This is a genomic window from Rhodococcus sp. ARC_M6 (assembly GCF_022810305.1).
Classification (GTDB): Bacteria; Actinomycetota; Actinomycetes; order Mycobacteriales; family Mycobacteriaceae; genus Rhodococcus_F.
This window is the reverse complement of sequence record NZ_JALGQH010000005.1, coordinates 213672-234064: the sequence shown is the minus strand read 5'-3', so window position 1 is coordinate 234064 and position 20393 is coordinate 213672. Positions and strand designations below refer to the sequence as shown.

At 61.9% G+C, this 20393-nt stretch carries 19 protein-coding genes; 3 read left to right on the top strand and 16 right to left on the bottom strand.

Annotation, left to right across the window (positions count from 1 at the left end; genetic code table 11):
- The first annotated feature begins 27 nt into the window (after positions 1 to 27).
- Positions 28 to 1359 (top strand): L-lysine 6-transaminase, encoded by a 1332-nt coding sequence (gene lat / locus MTX36_RS09360; protein WP_243619433.1) that lies wholly within the window; start codon positions 28 to 30, stop codon positions 1357 to 1359.
- Here the strand turns inward: lat and MTX36_RS09355 are convergent.
- The 6 genes from MTX36_RS09355 to uraD are packed head-to-tail and all read right to left on the bottom strand — an operon-like array spanning position 1349 to position 7990.
- The gene (locus tag MTX36_RS09355; protein WP_243619432.1) at positions 1349 to 4039 is read right to left on the bottom strand and encodes a molybdopterin-dependent oxidoreductase; all 2691 of its coding nucleotides are present in this window, start codon (positions 4037 to 4039) and stop codon (positions 1349 to 1351) included. The genes lat and MTX36_RS09355 overlap by 11 nt on opposite strands.
- Entirely contained in the window at positions 4036 to 4845 is an 810-nt protein-coding gene (locus MTX36_RS09350; protein WP_243619431.1) for an FAD binding domain-containing protein, read from the bottom strand. The genes MTX36_RS09355 and MTX36_RS09350 overlap by 4 nt, the downstream gene beginning before the upstream one ends.
- Before the next feature lie 7 nt (positions 4846 to 4852).
- Positions 4853 to 6208: an 8-oxoguanine deaminase gene (locus MTX36_RS09345; protein ID WP_243619430.1), complete on the bottom strand. Its 1356-nt coding sequence runs from the start codon at positions 6206 to 6208 to the stop codon at positions 4853 to 4855.
- Positions 6205 to 7137 carry a factor-independent urate hydroxylase gene (pucL, locus tag MTX36_RS09340; RefSeq protein WP_243619429.1) on the bottom strand — a complete coding sequence of 311 codons (933 nt, stop codon included), beginning with the start codon at positions 7135 to 7137 and terminating at the stop codon, positions 6205 to 6207. Before pucL ends, MTX36_RS09345 begins: the two co-directional genes overlap by 4 nt.
- Before the next feature lie 8 nt (positions 7138 to 7145).
- Positions 7146 to 7475: a hydroxyisourate hydrolase gene (uraH, locus tag MTX36_RS09335; protein WP_243619428.1), complete on the bottom strand. Its 330-nt coding sequence runs from the start codon at positions 7473 to 7475 to the stop codon at positions 7146 to 7148.
- Positions 7472 to 7990 carry a 2-oxo-4-hydroxy-4-carboxy-5-ureidoimidazoline decarboxylase gene (gene uraD, locus MTX36_RS09330; RefSeq protein ID WP_243619427.1) on the bottom strand — a complete coding sequence of 173 codons (519 nt, stop codon included), beginning with the start codon at positions 7988 to 7990 and terminating at the stop codon, positions 7472 to 7474. Before uraD ends, uraH begins: the two co-directional genes overlap by 4 nt.
- A 104-nt stretch (positions 7991 to 8094) precedes the next feature.
- On the opposite strand from uraD, the gene MTX36_RS09325 reads away from it, so the two are divergent.
- Complete coding sequence (locus MTX36_RS09325; protein WP_243619426.1) at positions 8095 to 8895, top strand: tyrosine-protein phosphatase; 801 nt, start codon at positions 8095 to 8097, stop codon at positions 8893 to 8895.
- Here the strand turns inward: MTX36_RS09325 and MTX36_RS09320 are convergent.
- The 9 genes from MTX36_RS09320 to MTX36_RS09280 form a co-directional block, all read right to left on the bottom strand.
- Entirely contained in the window at positions 8892 to 9242 is a 351-nt protein-coding gene (locus tag MTX36_RS09320; protein WP_243619425.1) for a VanZ family protein, read from the bottom strand. The genes MTX36_RS09325 and MTX36_RS09320 overlap by 4 nt on opposite strands.
- Positions 9239 to 9580 carry a hypothetical protein gene (locus MTX36_RS09315; protein WP_243619424.1) on the bottom strand — a complete coding sequence of 114 codons (342 nt, stop codon included), beginning with the start codon at positions 9578 to 9580 and terminating at the stop codon, positions 9239 to 9241. The genes MTX36_RS09320 and MTX36_RS09315 overlap by 4 nt, the downstream gene beginning before the upstream one ends.
- A 3-nt stretch (positions 9581 to 9583) precedes the next feature.
- The gene (locus MTX36_RS09310; protein ID WP_243619423.1) at positions 9584 to 10012 is read right to left on the bottom strand and encodes a DUF1707 domain-containing protein; all 429 of its coding nucleotides are present in this window, start codon (positions 10010 to 10012) and stop codon (positions 9584 to 9586) included.
- Positions 10013 to 10096: 84 nt separating this feature from the next.
- Complete coding sequence (locus tag MTX36_RS09305; protein ID WP_243619422.1) at positions 10097 to 11893, bottom strand: acetyl/propionyl/methylcrotonyl-CoA carboxylase subunit alpha; 1797 nt, start codon at positions 11891 to 11893, stop codon at positions 10097 to 10099.
- A 143-nt stretch (positions 11894 to 12036) separates the two neighbouring features.
- Positions 12037 to 13449 (bottom strand): condensation domain-containing protein, encoded by a 1413-nt coding sequence (locus MTX36_RS09300; RefSeq protein ID WP_243619421.1) that lies wholly within the window; start codon positions 13447 to 13449, stop codon positions 12037 to 12039.
- A gap of 7 nt (positions 13450 to 13456) precedes the next feature.
- Positions 13457 to 13873 (bottom strand): SufE family protein, encoded by a 417-nt coding sequence (locus MTX36_RS09295; protein ID WP_094272064.1) that lies wholly within the window; start codon positions 13871 to 13873, stop codon positions 13457 to 13459.
- Positions 13870 to 14772 (bottom strand): sulfurtransferase, encoded by a 903-nt coding sequence (locus MTX36_RS09290; protein ID WP_243619420.1) that lies wholly within the window; start codon positions 14770 to 14772, stop codon positions 13870 to 13872. Before MTX36_RS09290 ends, MTX36_RS09295 begins: the two co-directional genes overlap by 4 nt.
- Positions 14773 to 14892: 120 nt before the next feature.
- On the bottom strand, positions 14893 to 16356 hold the full coding sequence (locus tag MTX36_RS09285; protein WP_243619419.1) for a condensation domain-containing protein: 1464 nt from the start codon (positions 16354 to 16356) through the stop codon (positions 14893 to 14895).
- Entirely contained in the window at positions 16356 to 17843 is a 1488-nt protein-coding gene (locus MTX36_RS09280) for a condensation domain-containing protein (RefSeq protein ID WP_243619418.1), read from the bottom strand. Before MTX36_RS09280 ends, MTX36_RS09285 begins: the two co-directional genes overlap by 1 nt.
- Positions 17844 to 18083: 240 nt before the next feature.
- Here MTX36_RS09280 and MTX36_RS09275 point away from each other — a divergent pair, with 240 nt between their 5' ends.
- Positions 18084 to 19754 carry an MFS transporter gene (locus tag MTX36_RS09275; protein ID WP_308198209.1) on the top strand — a complete coding sequence of 557 codons (1671 nt, stop codon included), beginning with the start codon at positions 18084 to 18086 and terminating at the stop codon, positions 19752 to 19754.
- On the opposite strand, the gene MTX36_RS09270 is transcribed toward MTX36_RS09275, so the two are convergent.
- Positions 19751 to 20392, bottom strand: coding sequence for a nucleoside triphosphate pyrophosphatase (locus MTX36_RS09270; protein WP_243619417.1), 642 nt, complete (start codon positions 20390 to 20392; stop codon positions 19751 to 19753). The genes MTX36_RS09275 and MTX36_RS09270 overlap by 4 nt on opposite strands.
- Between the last annotated feature and the right edge of the window lies 1 nt (position 20393).

Genomic DNA, 20393 nt, shown 5'->3' with positions numbered 1-20393 from the left:
GACGGAACATGGACATATCGTGAGCGTATGAGTACCGCGATGCAGGGCGTGGGCGGCAGTACCGAGTTTCCGGTGTTCGACGTGTTGAACGCCAGTATTCTCACGGACGGGTTCGATCTTGTTCTCGACCTCGAACGTTCGCACGGTGTGTATCTGGTGGATCTGCGCACCGGAACCGAATACTTGGACATGTTCGGTTTCTTCGGTTCGTCGGCCCTCGGAATGAATCATCCGGGCATTGCTGCCGACGAGAAGTTTCAACGTGAGTTGGCGGTGGCCGCATCCAACAAGCCGAGCAATTCCGATGTCTACAGTGTGCCGATGGCTCGGTTCGTCGACACGTTCGTTCGAGTTTTGGGGGATCCGGCTCTCCCGCATCTGTTTTTTGTGGACGGCGGAGCTCTCGCCGTCGAAAATGCGCTCAAGGTGGCGTTCGACTGGAAGAGTAGAGTCAACGAAACTGCTGGGCTGTCAACGGATTTGGGGGCCAAGGTCCTGCACCTGACCGAAGCGTTCCATGGGCGCAGCGGATACACGATGTCGCTGACCAACACCGAACCGGGCAAGGTGGCGAGGTTCCCCAAGTTCGACTGGCCGCGGATCACTTCGCCGTATCTCGCCGAGGGGCAAGATGTGGCATCTGCGGAGCGTTCGAGCCTCGAGCAGGCGCGGCGTGCATTCTCCGAAAATGTCGGTGACATAGCTTGTTTCATCGCCGAACCGATCCAAGGTGAAGGCGGCGACCATCACCTTCGGCCGGAGTTTCTGCAGGCGATGCAAAAACTGTGCCGGGAGAACGACGCGCTGTTCGTTCTCGACGAGGTCCAGACCGGGTGTGGGCTTACCGGAACTGCCTGGGCTTACCAGCAATTGGGGTTGGAGCCGGACGTCGTGGCCTTCGGTAAGAAGACTCAAGTGTGTGGAATAATGGCCGGCGGCCGGGTAGACGAGGTGCCGGACAACGTGTTTCACGTCAGTTCGCGAATCAACTCGACCTGGGGTGGCAACCTGACGGACATGGTGAGAGCCCGTCGAATCCTCGAAATCATCGAACGGGATCGTTTGATCGATCGTGCCCGGTTTACCGGCGCGCACCTGCTCGATCGGCTCAGGGAATTGTGTGGAAGGTTCGACTACGTCGCCGAACCTCGTGGACGCGGTCTGATGTGCGCGATCACCCTGAACAGCAAGGAATTACGTGACCGCGTTGTTTCCCGATTGTGGGAAGGCGAACGTGTGATCATCCTCCCGACCGGAGTTCGAGGCATCAGATTCCGTCCACCGTTGACCGTGACGATCGGTGAGCTGGACGCGGCGGTCGACGCCCTGGAAAGAGTTCTGATCCGAGTCAATCGCTGAGTTTCCGCCAGACCCGGTCCGGTGTCATCGGTACGGCGTACATCCTTGCGCCGCAGGCATCCGCGATCGCATTGGCCAGCGCTGGTGCTACCGGATTGAACGGAGCCTCGCTCATCGATTTGGCGCCGAAGGGCCCCAACTTGTCGTAGGTATCGGCAAAGAGGACTTCGGTGTTCGGGAGATCCGCCAACTGTGGAATATGGTAATTCCGCAGCGTGGGATTGACCACGAGACCCTGTTCGATGACGACCTCCTCGAACAGTGCGGCGCCGAGAGCCTGTCCCACACCACCTTCCACCTGCCCGCGCAATTGAGCGGGGTTCAGCACGGTTCCGGCATCAGCGGCCTGGACCGATTGCAGAATGACCACCCGGCCCGTCGCGGTATCGACCGCGACATGAAAACCGTGGACATTGAACGAGACCGAGCGGGGGGTTCCGTCGTGACGGCCGTCGGCCGAGAGCGGACCACTCTCGAGTATCGTCGAGAAATCGATGCGGCGGTCTCCGACGTCGACTCCGTCTGCGGCGAGTGCTGCCAGGCCGGGGCAGATAGCTTGTGCGCGTGCGAGTATCCGGTCGCGGAGGCGTTCACACGCGATCAACAGTGCTTTGCCCGCTACGACGGTACCGGTCGATCCGAATGCGCCGGTGTCGTGTCCTCCGGTATCGGTATCGGATTGAACGATCACGATGCGATCGACACTCGTCCGAAGTTCGGTGGCGGCAATCTGCTGATGAACTGTGGTTGTTCCGTTCCCGAATTCGGCCGTGCCGATTCGCACCACGTACCGGCCATCGGATTCGAGTGTCACGGTGGTGTCGGCGACGTGGCCGCGCGGCGGGATCGTGGCGATCATGGCAATTGCCATGCCCCGACCGGTTTTCCACGGTGATCCTGGCTCTGGCGCTGTCCCACGCCCGCTCGAAAGTGCAGTCTCGACCAAGTCCAGACATTGATCGAGGCCGTAGCTGCCGAACTCGAGATCACCGTCCTCGACGTGCCAGTCCACAAAATCGTCTCCCGGAACCACGACGTTGCGACGACGAAACTCGAAGGGATCGATACCGAGTTCGCGGGCGAGTTGATCCATCGCCGATTCAACGGCAAAGATGACTTGCCCCAGGCCGTAGCCGCGAAACGCACCCGACGGCACGTTGTTCGTGTACACGGCTTCGGCGTCGACACGCTTGTTCTGACACCGATACACAGCAATCGATTCGGTGCAGCTGTGGAACATCACACCCACCGAGTGATTTCCGTATGCTCCGGCGTCGGAGAGGACGTCGATTGCGAGAGCCTTCAGCTGCCCGGATGCGTCGGCCCCGACACGAACCGATACCTGCATCGGGTGCCTCGACGGCGCGATCGTGAACTGGTCGCTTCGGCTGAACTCGTATTGAACGGGCCGCCCGGTTCGGAGTACAGCCAGGGCAACAAGGTCCTCCGTCAACATTTCCTGTTTGCCGCCGAATCCGCCGCCGACCCGCATAGCGAACACCCGGACCTTCAACCGATCGAGATCGAAGATATGGGCCAGCTCGTCGCGCACGAGGAACGGCACCTGCGTGCTGCTGCGGATGACCAGTCGGCCGTCCGAATCGAGCCAGCCTACTGATCCGTGGGTTTCCATCGCTACGTGCTGGACCCGCGCCGTCTTCCAGGTGCCTTCGACGACGGCGGCAGATCCGGCCAGGGCTTCCTCGATATCGCCGACACCCTCGTGTAGTGCCGCAACAACATTGCGTTGCACATCGGCAATCCGGGAGACGGCGTCTTTGTCGGCGTGCAGGAGCGGCGCCGTGGGGGAGCGTGCGTCTGTCGGGTCGAAAACTGCCGCGCGTATCTCGAAGTCGACCTCGATCAGTGCCAGCGCGCGCTCGGCGTCTCGGGCTGACTCGGCGATCACTGCAGCAACTCGCTGACCGATGAATCGCACGGTGCGGTCGAAGACGCGGGTGTCGTCCGGATCGTCGGTCCGATCCTCGTGCCGGGCTGTCGAGAAGAGAACGTCGGGGCTGTCGAGGTAGGTCAATACTGCTACGACGCCCGGTGCGGAACATGCTGCAGCCGTGTTGATCCCGCAGATGTAGGCATGGGAATGCGGGCTGCCGAGTACCGCGGCATGTAGGAGGCCGGCGGGGATGTCACGCAAATCCAAGGTGAAGGGTTCATTTCCCGTGACGATCCGGGCTGAGGCCGGCGCTGCGATGGAACGTCCCGGTGCTGCCTGGTTATCAGCGCTCTCGATGTTGTTCGTGCCCGCAAGTGCGTCGCGAATCGAGCGATACCCCGTGCAGCGGCAGAGGTTACCCTTCATCGACTGCGGTAAGTTCTCCAGGTGCTCGGAGGTGAACGCAGATGCGGTCACCACCATTCCGGCCGTGCAGAAACCGCATTGGAATCCTCCGGCGTCGACAAACGCTTGTTGCGTCGGATGTAAATTTTCCGGGGTCCCGAGACCGGCCGCAGTGACTATCGAATGTCCACCGATCCGATGTGCGGGGAAGATGCAGGAATGGGTGGGCCGGCCGTCCACCAGCACCGAACAGGCGCCGCAGTCTCCGGCGTCGCAACCCTTCTTGACGGAAGTGGTGCCGTGTTCACGCAGAAACGTTCGCAGGCACTGGCCCGGGCGGGGTTCGTCGTCGTGGGCTACCCCGTCCACGGAGTACTTCATGTCAGTTCCTCCCGGACCTCTTCAGCGAGTAGTGCCGTCATCGCGCAACGCCAGGATGCACTGCCGTGGATGTCCGTGAAGTAAGTGTCGGCCGGAATCTGACGACGAAGTGCGTCAGCCACGTCCGTCGCGTTCGGGTGTTCGGTAAACCGCAGCACGTACGGCCTCCGGGTAGATGCCGTGACAGCGAGGGTGAAACCGTCTGTGCCCCTTCGTCCGGCAATCAGAACAGACGACCGCCCGAGCACTGTGGGTGCGACCTTGCGAATAGCAGTGCGGGCTGACAATGCGTGTGCGGGAAGGGCGATACTGCGAATGATCTCGCCGACGCCGAGCGCGTTGATGCCGTTGTCGATCACAAAATCTGTAATCGGTATTCGATACTCGCTCCCGTCAGTTCTCCAGATCGTCAGATCGCCTTCGAGTGTCGCGGCCATCGTCGTCATGGCGCCGGCGGGAAAGGCGAGCGCGAGATTTCCGCCGACTGTGGCGTACCGCAACACTTTCCAGGATGCGAGCAACGCGTCGGCGCAGTTCTGGAACAGTGATGCCGCTCGGAATTGGGCCGGTAGGTGGGCGCGGCACAACTCCTCGATCGTGCACGTGGCCGCAATCTCGAGTCCACGATCGGTGACGGTGATCGACTCCCAGCCGAGCCCGGCAAGGTCGACGAGTGCGCTCAGCTGGGGTTGTGGCTCGGAGTACAACCACGTACCGCCGCCGATGAATCCGATCCCCGCCGAGGGCGCCGGAAGGTCCACCCGGGTCCGGGGAACCAGAACATGATCGATTGTGTGCAGGTCCACCGCGAGGTCACCCGGCCTTTCGCACCAGCGCGAGGTGAGCGCGAGCGACGTCCGATGCGACGACGTCCTCGTCGACCGTGGTAACCCGATCATCGGCCACCACAACCTCGCCGTTCACCATCAACAGTTTCAGTGGCGGTGTGGAGCCCAGTACCAATGCCGCCACCGGGTCGGTGATTCCGGCGTGAGCGATCGTAGTCAGATTCCACACTGCGAGATCCGCCAACTTGCCCACCTCGAGTGATCCGATCTCATTGTCGCGGCCGAGAACCCGTGCGCCGCTGATGGTCCCGAGCTCCAGTGCTTTCCGGACCGTCATCGCCTGCGGGCCGCCGCGTGACCGGGCGAACAGGAGGGCATGGCGTGATTCCTCGACGAGACTGCACGCCTCGTTACTGGCTGCGCCGTCGACCCCCAGTCCGATAGTGACACCGGCACTGAGAAGTTCCTGCGTGCGGGCAATGCCGGCGCCGAGTCGAGCATTGGACGTCGGACAATGTGCCGCAGCGGTTCCCGTGCGCGACATCATCTCGATTGCGGCGTCGTCGAGATGGACGGCGTGCGCAAACCACACGTCCGGCCCCAGCCATCCGACGCGTTCCACGTACTCCATCGGTGTGCAGCCGAACTGTTCGCGGCAGAACTCCAACTCGTCAACTGTTTCCGCGAGGTGAGTGTGCATCCGGACCCCGGCAGTACGGGCCACTATCGCAGACTCGCGCAGTAGAGCCTCCGTGACCGAGAACGGGGAGCAGGGCGCCACAGCGATCTGGAGCATCGATCCGGGACTAGGGTCGTGCCAGCGATCGATGACGGCCTGGGTTCCGGTCAGGACGTCGTCGAGTTTTTCCACGACGTGATCGGGTGGCAATCCGCCTGAACTCTGTCCGAGGTCCATCGATCCGCGCGTCGGATGGAACCGCAGGCCGACTTGTGCTGCGGCGGTGATCTCCGCTTCGAACACGTCTCCAGCGTCGCGCGGAACTACGTAGTGGTGATCCGTGGTGGTGGTGCACCCCGTCTTTGCCAACCATGCGAGACCGCCCGTCGCGGCAGTGTGTACGGCGTCCGCGTCTATGCCCGCCCAGACGGGATACAGAGTGGTCAGCCACTCGAAGAGCGTCGAATCGGCAGCCAAACCGCGAGTGATCCACTGGTACAGATGGTGGTGGGTGTTGACCAGTCCCGGTGTGATCAGGCATCCGCGGGCATCGATGACTGTCGCTCCGGGAAACGCCGGTGCAGGTCCAGCGCCGAGCGCGGTGATCGTGTTACCGGCCACTGCCACGTATCCGTTGGTGAACTCGGTACCCGCGCCGTCGATTGTGGCGATGTGGGCGTCCTTGACGACGTAGTCGGTCATGACAGCCAGCCTGAAAATGGTGTCCACGAAGGACCGGCATCCGGTGCGTCCGAGCGACTGACCGCCGCCTGGATCAGCCCGTACGGGCGATCTGCGGCCTGAAAGACCTCGTTGTTGTTCTCGACCCCGAAACGTTCCAGAGCGTAGTCGAAATGGTGTTTGTTGGGTGCAGAGAGGCGGACCTCGGCAATGATCGGGAACTCCTCCAGGATTGCCCTGCCGATCTGGAACAGTGTCTGCTGCAACGCAAGTGAGTGAACTGTCGCAAATTGCATCACAATCGTAGCCTTGATGCCCGCGTAGACCGACTCCCAGTCGACGTCGGTCCCGACGAACCGCCACTGCGCGACCAAAGCGGTGGCCAGGACACGGTCCTCGGTAGGTTCGAGAACCGTGTACGGATCCTGAAGGAACCCGGTGAACTCGCTGCCACTCGACTTGAGCAACACCAGGTCTTTCAAGCCTCCGATCACCCACGTTCCGGTGTCGTCCTGGGTGATCGACGCGGTCCGCACTTCCTGGCCCTTACGGACCCAGGTGTGATCGTGCTCGGTACCGTCGACAATCGCTCGCTCCCACGCGTATTCCTCGATCTCGATCCGGGCACCGGTGACGGGTTCGATGTCGTCGACAAAATGGGCGGCAAGTTCGAGCCCGTACGACTCGATCGAGATCAGGCCCTTCTCCTTGGCGTAGGCGTACGCCGTTTGCTTCTGGGAGTCGGTGGGGAGCACCGTGGATTGGTTGCCGGTGAGGTACGCGTCGGCGAAATCGCCTCGGAGGCACGTGGAGACGTTTACATCATGAATTTCGTGGCGGGGTCTGTCGCGGTAAATTCGGACGACACGATTCTCGGCCTTGCCGTACTGGTGTCCGGTGAGTTCGATCGATCCGGAGAGCGGCGCCGCGGTCGGGTTCTGTTTGCTCACAGTAGTTTTCAGCTCCCGCGGTAGGTGGAATATGCAAAAGGCGACAGCAGCAGTGGGACGTGATAGCCGCGTGCCGTGTCGTTGATCCGGAAGGTGACACTCACTTCCGGGTAGAAATTTTCTTGTCCGGTCTGCTCGAAATATGCTCCGGTGTCGAAGATCAGGTGATAGTTGCCCGGTGTCAGGCCGTCGGGGGCAAGTTCGGCTATCCGCCCGTCGGAGTCGGTGTAGCCACGTGAAATGGGCGCTCCGTCTGCGACACACAGTTGGACGCCGACTCCCGCTGCCGGCTTGCCGGTGGTGGAATCGAGAACGTGCGTGCTCAATACCTTGCTCATGGGGTCTCTCCCGGTAGCGCGTCGATCAGACGGGTGAGTCTGATGCGATTGATTGCAGCTAACTCTGTTCGTAGCACGGAACGCTCGGTGGCGGGGTCGTTTTCGAGACGCTCGAGAAGTATGTTCAGGAGCTCCGACCCCGACCGGCCACTCGCGCACACCAGATAGACGTGCGAGAACTTTTCCTCGTACTCCGCATTCTTGATGCGCAACTGGGCCAGCACCTGTTCGGATGCCGTAGACACGAGCGTCTGCTCCATGGTCGAGGATGCGCTGTCGGTGCGCTCACCGATACGCGGATGCCCCGCCAGTGCCTTGTCGATCTCGGATTCGGGGAGACCACGCAGCACGGAATCCGCAGTATCGAACAAGACGTCGATATTCGGGTAGGGACGGGCGGCTGCCACGGCCGACGCCCAAGCCGAGGAATGGCAGCATTCGAGCAGCGCCTTCAGCGCAGACTGATCCGCGAGGGCGTTGAATGCATCGAGACCACTGGAATTCCAGGCAGGCATGACCACAGCATTACCTGAACATGTTTCGGTGCGGTAGCGCAGCAATTACAGAAGATCAACCATCTAGATCTTCTTGTTCGTTGTCGGTCGGTATCTTCGTAGACATGACTGATACTCCGAAATTGCCATCCGTCGTGCCGTCCCTGGCGAACCTGCGCGATATCGGGGGACCGGAGTCGCGGTTCGGCGGTTCGGTACGAACCGGTGCGGTGTTCCGCTCGACGGACCTTGCTTCGCTGACAGGGGCGGGCGAGCAGACGTTGGCGGAGCTGGCCATCACCACGATTTACGACCTGCGCACCGCGTCCGAGCGTGAAACTGCGCCCGACCGGATTCCTGCCGGAATTCGCGACCTCGGCCTGGACGTATTGGCGGACAAGGAATATCGGGCCATTCCGGCTCAGATGCAGGAGATGATCGCCAACCCTCGAGCAGCTACCGAACTGCTGGGAACCGGTCAGGCACTCGAGTATTTTCAGGGCAGCTACCGCGATTTCGTGACGCTACCCAGTGCTGTCTCGTCGTACCGGCAACTGTTCGTGGATTTGGCGCAACCGACCAGCGCGCCGGCACTGATCCACTGCACGACCGGCAAAGACCGAACCGGGTGGGCGGCCGCCGCCCTCCTGCTGTTCCTCGGCGTCTCGGAAGACGCGGTGTTCGAGGACTACCTGCTGACCAACACGATCCTGCTCCCGATGTTCGCGCCACTCTTCGAGCGGTTTGCCGCTCAGGGCGGCGATCCGTCACTCCTCGAAGGGGTTCTGGGTGTGCGCCGCGAGTACCTCGAGGCGTCACTCGACGAACTTGCATCGGTGCACGGTTCCATCGACGCCTATTTCACGGACGGACTCAAGATCGACGAGCACACACAGACTCGGTTGCGGGAGAACCTGATCGGTTAGCTCGCCGGGGTGCGAGCGCGCCGCCGAGCGAGCAGGGAAACTATCCCGATTCCGATCGCGATACCGACCAGATCGGCCGCGCCGTCCCAGACCGAACCCGACCGTGAAATCGGCAGCACACCCTGCAGGACTTCGGATACCGCGGCAAAGGCGATCAGCCAGAGCGCCGTGAGCCACCACGGGATTCGGGCATGCAGTGATGTCATCGCCAGGACGACGAACATCAACGTGTGCGTGACCTTGTCGCTGTTTTCCGGTCCCGACGGCACCGTCGAACCGGGGGAGAACAGCATGATCAAGGCAATGACCACAGCGATGGCGAGTGGCCAGTATCGGTTGTTTTTCACGCGTGAGTCACAGTCAGTTCGAGGGCGCCTTCGGCGAAGCGCGTGACGGCAGCGGAGGCGGTGGCGAGGGCTTGGTCGTGGCCGGCTCTCGCCCAACCGCTGAGAATGCCCGTGCCGCCTTCAGGTGCGAGAAGTACCTCCGCGAGGAGTTCTCCGGTATTCGGCTGGCACACTGCCCACGAGTAGACGCTGTTCTCAGCCCACTGAGATGCCCGGAGGCCGACGTAACCGGGGTCGGTGATCCCACCGTCGGCCAGGGCCGGCCGGTCGTCCACACGCTCGTCGGCGCGTAGGGCGCGGAGGTACCAACCACCGGCATTGATCTCGATCGGATCCATTGGTTACGTGTTCCCGTCATCTCGAGACCTGCGGCGGTTCTTCTTGCGTTCTCGGTCAGTTCCGAACAGGAGCGCGCCGGCCAACGGAATGGCCAGGAACCACAGCCACGTCCCGGTCACGAAGAACAAGATGACTGCCAGAATCGGGATGACGGCCATTATGCGGCCCGACCAGTCGGGACTGAACTCTCGTGCCGGCGGCGAGGTGGGTGGAACCGTCGACATCGGAGCTGTTCCCGGCGCCTGATAGTTCCCCGGTAGGTCGGCGAAGACCGGTACGAGTTCGCTGCGAGTTGTTGCAGCCGTGACGATTCCGCTGCGCTCGTCGAATTCCGAGACGGTGAGGCGTCCGGCGGCAAAGTGCTCGCTCAGTAGCGAGAGTGCTTGCTCGCGTTCGGTGGTACCGATACGAATGTCGGGAACGTCAGCCATGAGTTACAGACTACTGGCCGGAAACGACTGTGCGCCCCGCCGGTAGTTCATTGACTACCGACAGGGCGCACAGTGTGAATTCTTTTACTTCAGTTCTGCGAGAACCGTGCCCTGAGTGATGGCAGCACCGGCTTCGACAGTCAGACCGGTGACGATGCCGGCCTTGTGTGCGTTGACCGGGTTTTCCATCTTCATGGCCTCGAGGACTGCGATGAGGTCGCCTTCGGCAACTTCCTGGCCTTCGATGACAGCGACCTTGACGACGGTGCCCTGCATCGGAGCGGTGACGGCGTCACCGGATGCTGCGCCTGCGCCGGCGCCGCCGCGCTTGCGTGCCTTCGGCTTCTTGCGGATGGCACCGGAAGGTGCGCCGCCGCCGTTACCGAGTGAGAACTGACCGGGCAGGGAAACCTCGACGCGACGTCCACCGACCTCGACGACGACGTTCTGACGCGGCAGAGCCTCGTCCTCGTCGTCTGCCGGGGTGCCGGCGCCGGCCCACGGCTCGATGGTGTTTTCCCAGTCCGTTTCGATCCACTTGGTGTAGATATCGAACGAAGTGCCGTCGCCGACGAATGCCGGGTTCTCGACAATGTGGCGGTGGAACGGCAGAACCGTTGCGAGGCCGTCGATCTCGAACTCGGCCAACGCACGCGACGCACGCTGCAGAGCTTCTTCACGCGTTGCACCGGTGACGATGAGCTTGGCGAGCATGGAGTCGAACTGGCCGCCGATGACGTCGCCGGCAACAACGCCGGAGTCGACGCGCACGCCGGGGCCCGCGGGCTCACGGTAAACGGTGACGGGGCCCGGAGCCGGCATGAAGCCGCGGCCGGCGTCTTCACCGTTGATACGGAACTCGAAGGAGTGTCCACGCGGGGTGGGATCTTCCTTGATGGAAAGCTCTTCGCCGTTGGCGATGAGGAACTGCTGACGCACCAGGTCGATACCGGCGGTCTCTTCGGTGACGGGGTGCTCGACCTGCAGGCGCGTGTTGACCTCGAGGAAGGAGACGGTGTCGCCCTGGACCAGGTACTCGACCGTGCCGGCGCCGTAGTAGCCGGCTTCCTTGCAGATAGCCTTCGCGGAGGCGTGGATACGTGCGCGCTGGTCGTCCGTCAGGAACGGTGCCGGAGCTTCTTCGACGAGCTTCTGGAAACGACGCTGCAGTGAGCAGTCACGGGTACCCGCGACGACGACGTTGCCGTGCTGGTCGGCGATGACCTGAGCTTCGACGTGGCGTGCCTTGTCGAGGTACTGCTCGACGAAGCACTCGCCGCGACCGAACGCTGCGATGGCCTCACGAGTAGCCGACTCGAACAGTTCGGGGATTTCTTCGATGGTCTGGGCGACCTTCATGCCGCGTCCACCGCCGCCGAAAGCTGCCTTGATGGCGACCGGAACGCCGAACTCCTTGGCGAACGCGATGATCTCGTCGGCGTTCTTGACGGGGTCCTTGGTGCCGGCTGCCATCGGAGCCTTTGCGCGCTCGGCGATGTGGCGGGCCGTGACCTTGTCACCGAGGTCGCGGATGGACTGCGGCGACGGGCCGATCCAGATCAGGTTCGCGTCGATGACGGCCTGGGCGAAGTCGGCGTTCTCCGAGAGGAAGCCGTAGCCGGGGTGGATTGCGTCGGCGCCGGACTTACGGGCGGCGTCGAGGATCTTGTCGAATACGAGGTAGGACTCGGCGGACGTCTGTCCACCGAGGGCGAATGCCTCGTCTGCGAGCTTTACGAACTGAGCGTCGGCGTCGGGTTCGGCGTAGACAGCGACGCTGCCGTAGCCGGCGTCCTTGGCTGCCCGAATGACCCGTACCGCGATCTCACCGCGGTTCGCGACAAGCACCTTCGTAATGTGCGCGCTGGCATGACTGGGCACTGAGCCTCCTGTGGTTCGCATTGTCTTTATCTCCGCGGTGTATTCCTCTGGGATTTCACCATCGGTGGATTACTGGCATCGCTTCGGAGTGTATTCATGGCTGCGATGCAGGTTGTAACCGGATCGGAATAGCCCGGTACGACTCATGAAACGGTCTGAAAAGCTACTGGCGAGTAGCTCGAACTGTCCGTTGTGGGCGGGTTGTCGTCGGTTTCGGTCGCAGCTGCCTCGATCGCGCGACGCAGCGCAGCTACATAGGTGTGCACCGAAGCGTTGGCGGTGTCGTTGTTGGGGTATCGCACGGCGAGATTGAGGCCCGTCGGTGTGCGATTGATCCAGATGTACACGTCGTGGGTGAATGCCTTGCTGCGCAGCGCGCGCGCATTCCACTCCGGCCACTGCGCGGCCTCGGGTACAAAGCGAACATCCATGTAGGACACCACGAATCGTGGCCGGATCGGAGTTCCGAGTTTCTCACCGATCCGATCGAAGGGGATGGCCGCAGCAGGCTTCATCGCGGTGAGGGACTCGGCGGCTCGCCGCGCGAGAGTGTCGAACGAGGTGTCGTCGCCGACCTCGAAATCGATCGGACACAAGCCCACGAACCAGCCGAGAGCGCCGGCCCATTCCTGGGCGGAGCGAGTGTGGACCGGAGTCACGATCTGGAAGCGGTCGGCGCCGGCAACGTCATGGCCGACGGCGGCAAGCGCGCCCAGTAAACCGGCGAAGTAGCCGACTCCGGCCTCAGCGGCGCGCGCACTGAAGCGCTTGGAGTGATCGGAGTCGAGCAGCCACATCGACAGTCCGTTCTGGGACTCGGTGCCACGATCTCCGATCGGCAGTGGAAACTGCGGTAGGCCGCCGTCGGCGAGCGCCTTGCTCCAGACCTCGAGAGCTGCGTCTTCGGTTTCCTGGTCGGACATGTGTTCGCGTTCGAGGGTCCCGAAATCGACGTAACTACCGACCGGGAACAGGTTGGCCGGATTGCCCGTCAGTGCTTCGCGGTACAGCGAAGTGATCTCGTGCGCGATCAGGACGATCGAGAAGCCGTCGATGATCGAGTGGTCCGCAGCAAAGAACACCGTGGACGGGCCGTCGCCGCCACGAGGCGTGAGTGTTGCGAACACGTACGACGGCCAACTGTGGGGGGAGGCAAAATCGTCGAACAGTCTGTGAAGGTGCTCGAAGTTGACCTGGCTCGGCGCGTCGTAACCGTGGTTGACAACTCCGATGTCGATGCCGCCGATCGGCACGGTGTGCCGAGTGATCTCGCCGGTCGAGGTGTCGAGTGCCGTATGTGAGCGCAAGACCTCATGGCGATCGATCCACTGCCGCAACGCAATTCGAAATGCGTCGACGTCCAGGGAGCCGGGAATTTCGAAAGCTGTACCCAGCCACGACTTGTCGCCGGAGCCGGCGGAAGAGCGTTGCAGGTGGGCCTCGTGAATGTACGACGCGGGCCGCGGATCAGGCGTCCACGGACCGGTTGCGCACGGTAACCATTCGATCAGCGATCCGCTCGGAATCGCGTAGTCGGCAAGTTCGGTGAATTCCATGTCTCTCTCAGCCCCGCAAGCGACGCTTGATGCGAGCGAGCATTGCGGACATGCCGCGCAGTCGCAGCGGGCTGACTGCTGCAGCCAGGCCGAGTTCCGAATAGAAGTCGTCGGGAACAGCGAGGATCTCGTCGGCACTGTGCCCGTCGAGGCCCTGCGCCAGGATCGACGCGAAACCACGAGTGGTCGGGGCCTCGGCCGGAGCGCTGAAATAGAGCCGTACCTTGGCACGATCGGAATCGTCGACCGAAAGGAACAGCGGTGACTGGCATTCCGGAACCGGCTCCATCGCGCTCTGCTCGAGCTCGGGAGGTAACGGCGGAAGTTCGCGGCTGAATTCGAGGAGCAGTGTCAGTTTGTCGGACGTGCCGACGGCCGCGAAATCCTCGACGATCTCGGCCAATGCTGGTGGTAGAGAACTCATGCCGAAACCTCGAGGGGAGCGTCGCCGGGCTCTTCGCCGATAGCGATGGGGACACGAACGGCATTGCCCCATTCGGTCCACGAGCCGTCGTAGTTGCGGACGTCGGGGTAACCGAGCAAGTGAGTCAAGACGAACCATGTGTGGCTCGAACGCTCACCGATGCGGCAGTACGCCACGATCTTGTCCTCGCGGGACAGATCGCCGTAGATCTCGTCGAGTTCTGCGCGAGTGCGGAAACGGCTGTCCGGTGCTGCGGCCTTTGCCCAAGGAATGCTGCGTGCGCTGGGAATGTGTCCGCCGCGCAACGCGCCTTCCTCCGGGTAGTCAGGCATGTGGGTGCGTTCGCCGGTGTACTCCTGCGGTGACCGCACGTCGATCAGCGGACCGGTACCGAGGTGTGAGAGAACGTCGTCCTTGAACGCGCGGATCGAGGCGTCGTTGCGCTCCACCACGGGATAGTCGGTGGACGTGGCATACGGGACGTCGAACGAGGTGTCGCGGTTTTCGGCGATCCAGGCGTCGCGGCCGCCGTCGAGCAGGCGGACGTCCTCATGTCCGAACAAGGTGAACACCCACAGTGCGTACGCGGCCCACCAGTTGCTCTTGTCGCCGTAGATGACGACGGTGTCGTCACGACTGATGCCCTTGCGGTTCATCAGGTCTGCAAAGGCCTCGCCGTCGATGTAATCGCGCGTGACCGGATCGTTGAGATCGAGGTGCCAGTCGATCTTCACGGAGCCGGGAATGTGCCCGATGTCGTAGAGCAGGACATCCTCGTCGGACTCGACCACTTTCAGTCCCGGCGTACCGAGGTTTGCCGACAGCCATTCGCTCGAGACCAACCGGTCGGGATGGCTGTACTCGGCAAACGCGGGCGAAGGGTCGGGGGCAACGGGCACGGGCTGGCTCCTGTAAGGCGAATCGATCAGTTCGAAGACGGACTGCATCGATTCTAGGCGCTTCCTGCGCGAAGGCGCGCTGGAAGCAAGTTCGGCCCACCCGTACCCAGTGCCGAAGAACTAGATCTGCGGTGTACCTGCTTCGACTACCGAATCTCTCAATTGTTCGGTGAGACTTCCGATCGGCGTTACACCGCGCTCGCAGATGTCCTGCAAAATTCGGCCGAGTTCAGTGAGGAATTTCACCATAGTGACGTTCGCTACGCCGGTATCCGGGAATCGCGATCGGAGTGACAAACCGCGATTGGTTCGCGAGATCCAGAACTGGGCGTCGTCCGCGACGGTGACGTTGCTGATGTGGTGAGCATTGAGCAGTTCATGATCGTCGGTACCGGGAAGTTTGCGGTAGTCGATGTACGACACCATGAAAACATCCGTACGAGTACGACGGATCTTCCCGCCCAAAGCATCTCGAACCTGCGCCATGGTCAGGCCCTCGAGTGTGAGCGCAACACGGAATGACGCGTGTGTGTGCGCCAGCGAAGCGCCGAAATCGGCGTCCGGGGTGACCTGCACGGTGATCGGTGCGCTTGTGGTGAGCCATCCGATGGCGTCGGCCCACCGGGGATCCTTGCGGATGTGTAGCGGAAACTGCAGTGGCAGTGCCGATTTGCCGGTACTTGCCTGAGTTGTCAGCCCCATTGCCGTGAGAATTCCCGTGAACACACTGCCGCCCGCCGCGAGGCATATCGCATCGAAATCGGCAGTCCGCTCCGCATCGAGTAGGACACGCACGTCAGCACCTTGCGGCGCTGGTTGTCCGGCCACTACGCCGAGGTCCAGTGGGAAGCTCGGCGACGTTCCGCCGCAGATTTCGTAGAATCGCTCCCACTCCCGGATGCGCGGATCATTGTCGACGGGTACCAGGCCGTCCGCTTCCAATTCGCAGTACCGTACGAAACTTCCAGGATTACCCAATTTGTCCATCAACTCGGCAACGGCCTGTGCATCGTCGAGGCGGGGGAGTGCGTTCAGTCCCTCGTAGATCTGCCGAAGTTCACCGAGGGCGATGACCAGTGAATAGCCGTCGACCAGGGTGTGGTCGAAGGCGCTCAGAACGGTGTAGTGCTCGTCGCGTTCTACGGTGGCAAAGGTGTACGCGGGGAAGGTCAAGGGATCACAGACCAGTGTGAATCGCTGCTTGAGATGGCGCCGTAGCTCGTCGGTGGTCACTGTTGTCAGCGGGTCCGACGTGATGATTATCGCGGTATCGGCATTGAGATCCAAACGGACAGTGGAAAATTCGTCGATCTCGAAACCTGTGTGCAGCGTATCGTGCCGGCTGATGAACAGGCGTAGTGCGATTTCCAACGCCGGCCGGTTCAATTGGCCGGGGAGGTCGAAAGCGGCCGCCATCCAGACGCTTCGGCCGACGCCGTGGGTGCGGGCAGTCTCCAGATGAAAATGCTGGTTGTACGACGGTGGCACCAGTGATTCGGTGAGCGAACCCTCGATGGGCTGCATCGCCCATTCGGTGACGACGCCAGGTTCGAGACCGTATCCATCGATCGACGTTACGTGCATCAGACGACGCCGAATGTGTCCGAGAAGGAGTAATCACCCTGTGTTGCAACAGCTTTGATTACTCCGGAGAGATGCGTGGCGAACCGTGTGACCGATTCGTGCGCGGTGGGGGTATCCGGATGCGAGATCGCCATCCAGGCGCCCTCGTGTACACGGTTGATCCAGACGGACGCGATCTGCGTTTCCTTTCCACCGACAATTCCTGTTGCGTTGGTGGCAACATAACTATCGGAGTCGGGCGTCCGTCTGCCGTCGATGTACGAGACGAGCGGCGGCGGCGTCAAGGTCTTCGACAATCCGCTCGACGCGCCGGCGTCGCCCATACTGGCGAGAACGACGTCGATGACCTGCTGCACCGATACGTCCAGAAGTGTCTTGCCCTGGTGATACGCCTGCTGTCCAGTTTCGGCCAACGCGGTGAACGATCGTTTCTCGCCGATGTCGATTCCCACCGGAATCAAGTTGATGAACCAACCTTGGGAGGACTCGTCGTTCTCGGTTCGTGTGTTGACGGGGGACAGTGCAATGTAATTGCTCCGTCCCGCCAGTTCGAATTCGGTGATGGCGAGTGCGGTGAAGATTCCACCGATGAAGTTCGAACCGTTGGCTTTGCAGACCTCGCCGAATTTCTCGCATTCGGCGCTGTCGGCCAGGTCGAACCGTGAACCGATGGCTGGTTTCGGGGCGTCGTCAGCACCGAGGGGCAGCGCGAATCCCGGAAACGAACCACCGCTGCGCATCAAATATCCGAGCCATTGGTGAACCTCGGGGGATTCCATCGTCAGGACGGAGGCCCGGGCGAATTCACGTCGGCCCACTTCGGCGTAGCTGCCTGCCGGCGGCAACGCCGCGTCGACACCGGCAACGTCGGCCGCATACAGCGCGCGCAGTTCCGAGTACATCAAGACCATGGAATACAGGTCGGTATGTGCGTGATCGACCGCGTGGAACATCGTGAAACTCGGTGCATTGCCTGCGGTCGCCGCATGCTCGACGGCGCCGAACACGAATGCCGGCCAAGCGAGTGCGCTGGTCTCCGAAGCGAACCGCTGCGCGACCAGTGCGCGGACGTCCTCCGGATCGCTCAATTCCGGGCCTTCCCGGCACGTGAGGTCGATCGACTCCGACGGCACCACATGCCGTCGCACGGGAAAAGTGACATCCGTCGGATCCGATGTGGCCTCGTCGAACGAGAACCAGCTGTGCAGGGTGTCGTGGCGGCGAACGTACTTCGCCAGACTACGTGTCATCGCTTCGCGGTCCAGGTTGCCTTCGAAGTCGAATGCTATTCCGATCCACGGCGACTGCGGGTCGCCGTTCTCGGCAGCGGCACGTGCACGTCGGACATGACGGTCCTGCATCGTTGTGGGTGGTAGATCTCGATCGATCGGTGCTGAGACGGCGCGTTCAGCGCTGGTTGCGGTGACGCCCCATTCGACTACCCTCCCCGGTTGCGGGCACCAGTGGGTGATCAGGTTCAGATCCATCGAGAAAAACTCCTGCGCATGTCGTGATAACCGTCTGTCCTGTTTGTAGGCAGACGAAGAACTATCCCATTTAGAGGACCGGGTTGTCTGATCTTTGGCTTTCTAAACCGATCACGTATCCACAGGCATGAATCGGGGCAGTGCCCGAGACGACACCGACGCACCACAGAACTCGCCGCGCTGCCAGAGCCGAAGGACCTCGACTACTGTGACCAGGTGCTTCCCAACTCGGGCCCGGTCATCGCTGACTCTGGGCGGACTACTCTCGCGCAATCGACCTTGAAACCCTGGCTCGGTCTTGCGACCAGCCTTGCTGCGGCTTTCATGCAACTGCTCGACGCGACAATTGTCAATGTCGCGTTGCCGAGTATCGCCGTCGACTTGGGTGCGGGTGTGTCTGCGCAATTGCTGATGGTCAGCGTGTACGTGTTGGCGTTTGCGTGCTCACTGATCACCGCAGCGCGCCTGGGCGATCTCTGGGGGCGTCGTAGCGTCTTCCTGACTGCGCTGGCGGTCTTCGTTCTGGCGTCGCTGCTCTGTGGACTCGCGCAGAGCGCCGTGATGCTCATCGTGTGCCGTGGCCTGCAGGGTTTGGCGGCCGGTTCGATGTCGGCGCAGACCTTCGCGATCATCTCGGGGCTCTTTCCCAAAGACCGGCACCCGAGGGTATTCGGAATCTACGGCGCCACCATCGGACTTGCGACCGTCAGTGGTCCGCTGATCGGCGGATTGCTCATCGAGTGGAATCTCTTCGACTGGGGTTGGCGCCTGATCTTCTTCGTCAACATTCCGATCGGCATCGCGGCATTGGTGCTGGGTTACTTCCACCTGGCCGACGCTCGGTCGGAGCACGTGCGGTCCTTGGATCTGGTGGGCGCAGTGTTGTCGTCCCTGGCGCTGTTCTTGTTGATTTTCCCACTCGCCGAAGGGCGCGCGAGAGGTTGGCCGATTTCGCTGGTGCTGATGATCGCTGCGTCGATACCCGTGGCGGTTGCGTTTGTCGTCTACGAATACCGGTTGGGCAAACGCGGCGGGGATCCCGTTCTACGGCTCGAACTGTTCCGAGATCGAGCGTTCGCGGTCGGCGCCGCGTTGGCGTTCGTGTTCTTCGGAACGCTGACCTCGTTGATCTTCACCATCAGTCTGACATTGCAGTTCGGGTTCGGATTCTCGCCGCTTCGAGCCGGTGTCATGACGTTGCCCTGGGCCGTGGGAATGGGCGTCGCTGCGGTCTTTTCGTCTGCTGTGTACAAACTTCTCGGCAACCGTGTGCTGATTCTCGGGATGATCGTTTTCGCGGGCTCGTTATTGACGCTGGGGGAAATTCTGGGGCGGGTGGGAACGGATCCTTCGTGGCTCTCGCTCGCTGGACCCCTGCTGATCGGTGGCGCCGGGCTGGGACTCTTTGTCGCGCCCTTGCAGACGGCCATCCTCGCGAGCGTTCAGCCGGAACACGCCGGTTCGGTGTCAGGACTTCTGCCAACGGTGCAGCAGGTCGGTAGCTCGATCGGGCTGGCATTGATCGGAGTCGTGTTCTTTTCCCTGGTTGCGGGCAACGCGCCTGCGGCAGTGCATGACGAGCGAAGCAACTATGTCGCAGAACTCGAGGCAGCGGGGCTCGATCAGGGGATCCGGGATATTGCCGAGAAAACCTTTGTCGATTGTGCGACAAGCCAACTCGAATCAGGATCGCCGATGAGCGTGGCGCCGCACTGTCGTTCCCAGGGTTCCGCACTTGCCGCGAGCGGCCCGGCCCAGATCGCAGTCAAAACTGCCTACACCTCGACGAGATCGGCAGCGGGAGAAGCCTTCCTGCAGGCCCAGCGAAGCGTGCTGACGATCATTGCCGCAATTGCACTGGCAATCGCGCTCGCATCGCTGGGTCTGCCCAGGAAGAATTCCGTAACCTAGAGGATGCTCTGAGTCCGCCACAGTTCGGAAACGGAAACGCCGACACGCTCCAAAAGTGTTCGTACCAAGGGTAATCCGATGCCAATGACACTCGACGGGTCGCCCTCGATTTTCTCGATGAACCATCCGCCCAGGCTGTCCAGGGTGAATGCGCCCGCAACCTGCAGTGGTTCTCCGGTGGCCAGATAAGCCTCGAGGTCTGCTGTCGACGGATTGGCGAAATGCACCACGGTGGCGCTGTGATCGGATGCCACGCGGACGATGTTTCCGTCGATCACCCGCATTACACAATGGCCGGTGAGCAATGTGGCACTACGGCCGGCCATAGCGGCCCAGCGGTGACGCGCGATATCGACACTGCCGGGCTTGCCCTGCAATTCGCCGTCGATCAGAAGCATCGAATCACAGCCGACGACAACAACATCGGTCAAACCGTCGACAGCCAAACCGGGAACGATCTCAGCTGCCTTGGCCTCGGCCAGGACCGTGACCACCTTTTCGGGGGCTGCACCCGGACCGAGTTCACCCGCGATCTTGTCCTCGTCGACACCGGACACACGTACAACAGGCAAAACCCCGGCCGCCCGCAATACTGCGAGGCGAGCCGGGGATGCCGAAGCCAGAACTAGTTGAGTCACA

Coding starts and splice junctions, on each gene's coding strand:
- lat (WP_243619433.1), top strand. CDS start 28: ATGAGTACCGCGATGCAGGGCGTGGGCGGCAGTACCGAGTTTCCGGTG.
- MTX36_RS09355 (WP_243619432.1), bottom strand. CDS start 4,039: ATGAAGTACTCCGTGGACGGGGTAGCCCACGACGACGAACCCCGCCCG.
- MTX36_RS09345 (WP_243619430.1), bottom strand. CDS start 6,208: ATGACCGACTACGTCGTCAAGGACGCCCACATCGCCACAATCGACGGC.
- uraH (WP_243619428.1), bottom strand. CDS start 7,475: ATGAGCAAGGTATTGAGCACGCACGTTCTCGATTCCACCACCGGCAAG.
- uraD (WP_243619427.1), bottom strand. CDS start 7,990: ATGCCTGCCTGGAATTCCAGTGGTCTCGATGCATTCAACGCCCTCGCG.
- MTX36_RS09325 (WP_243619426.1), top strand. CDS start 8,095: ATGACTGATACTCCGAAATTGCCATCCGTCGTGCCGTCCCTGGCGAAC.
- MTX36_RS09315 (WP_243619424.1), bottom strand. CDS start 9,580: ATGGATCCGATCGAGATCAATGCCGGTGGTTGGTACCTCCGCGCCCTA.
- MTX36_RS09310 (WP_243619423.1), bottom strand. CDS start 10,012: ATGGCTGACGTTCCCGACATTCGTATCGGTACCACCGAACGCGAGCAA.
- MTX36_RS09300 (WP_243619421.1), bottom strand. CDS start 13,449: ATGGAATTCACCGAACTTGCCGACTACGCGATTCCGAGCGGATCGCTG.
- MTX36_RS09295 (WP_094272064.1), bottom strand. CDS start 13,873: ATGAGTTCTCTACCACCAGCATTGGCCGAGATCGTCGAGGATTTCGCG.
- MTX36_RS09285 (WP_243619419.1), bottom strand. CDS start 16,356: ATGCACGTAACGTCGATCGATGGATACGGTCTCGAACCTGGCGTCGTC.
- MTX36_RS09280 (WP_243619418.1), bottom strand. CDS start 17,843: ATGGATCTGAACCTGATCACCCACTGGTGCCCGCAACCGGGGAGGGTA.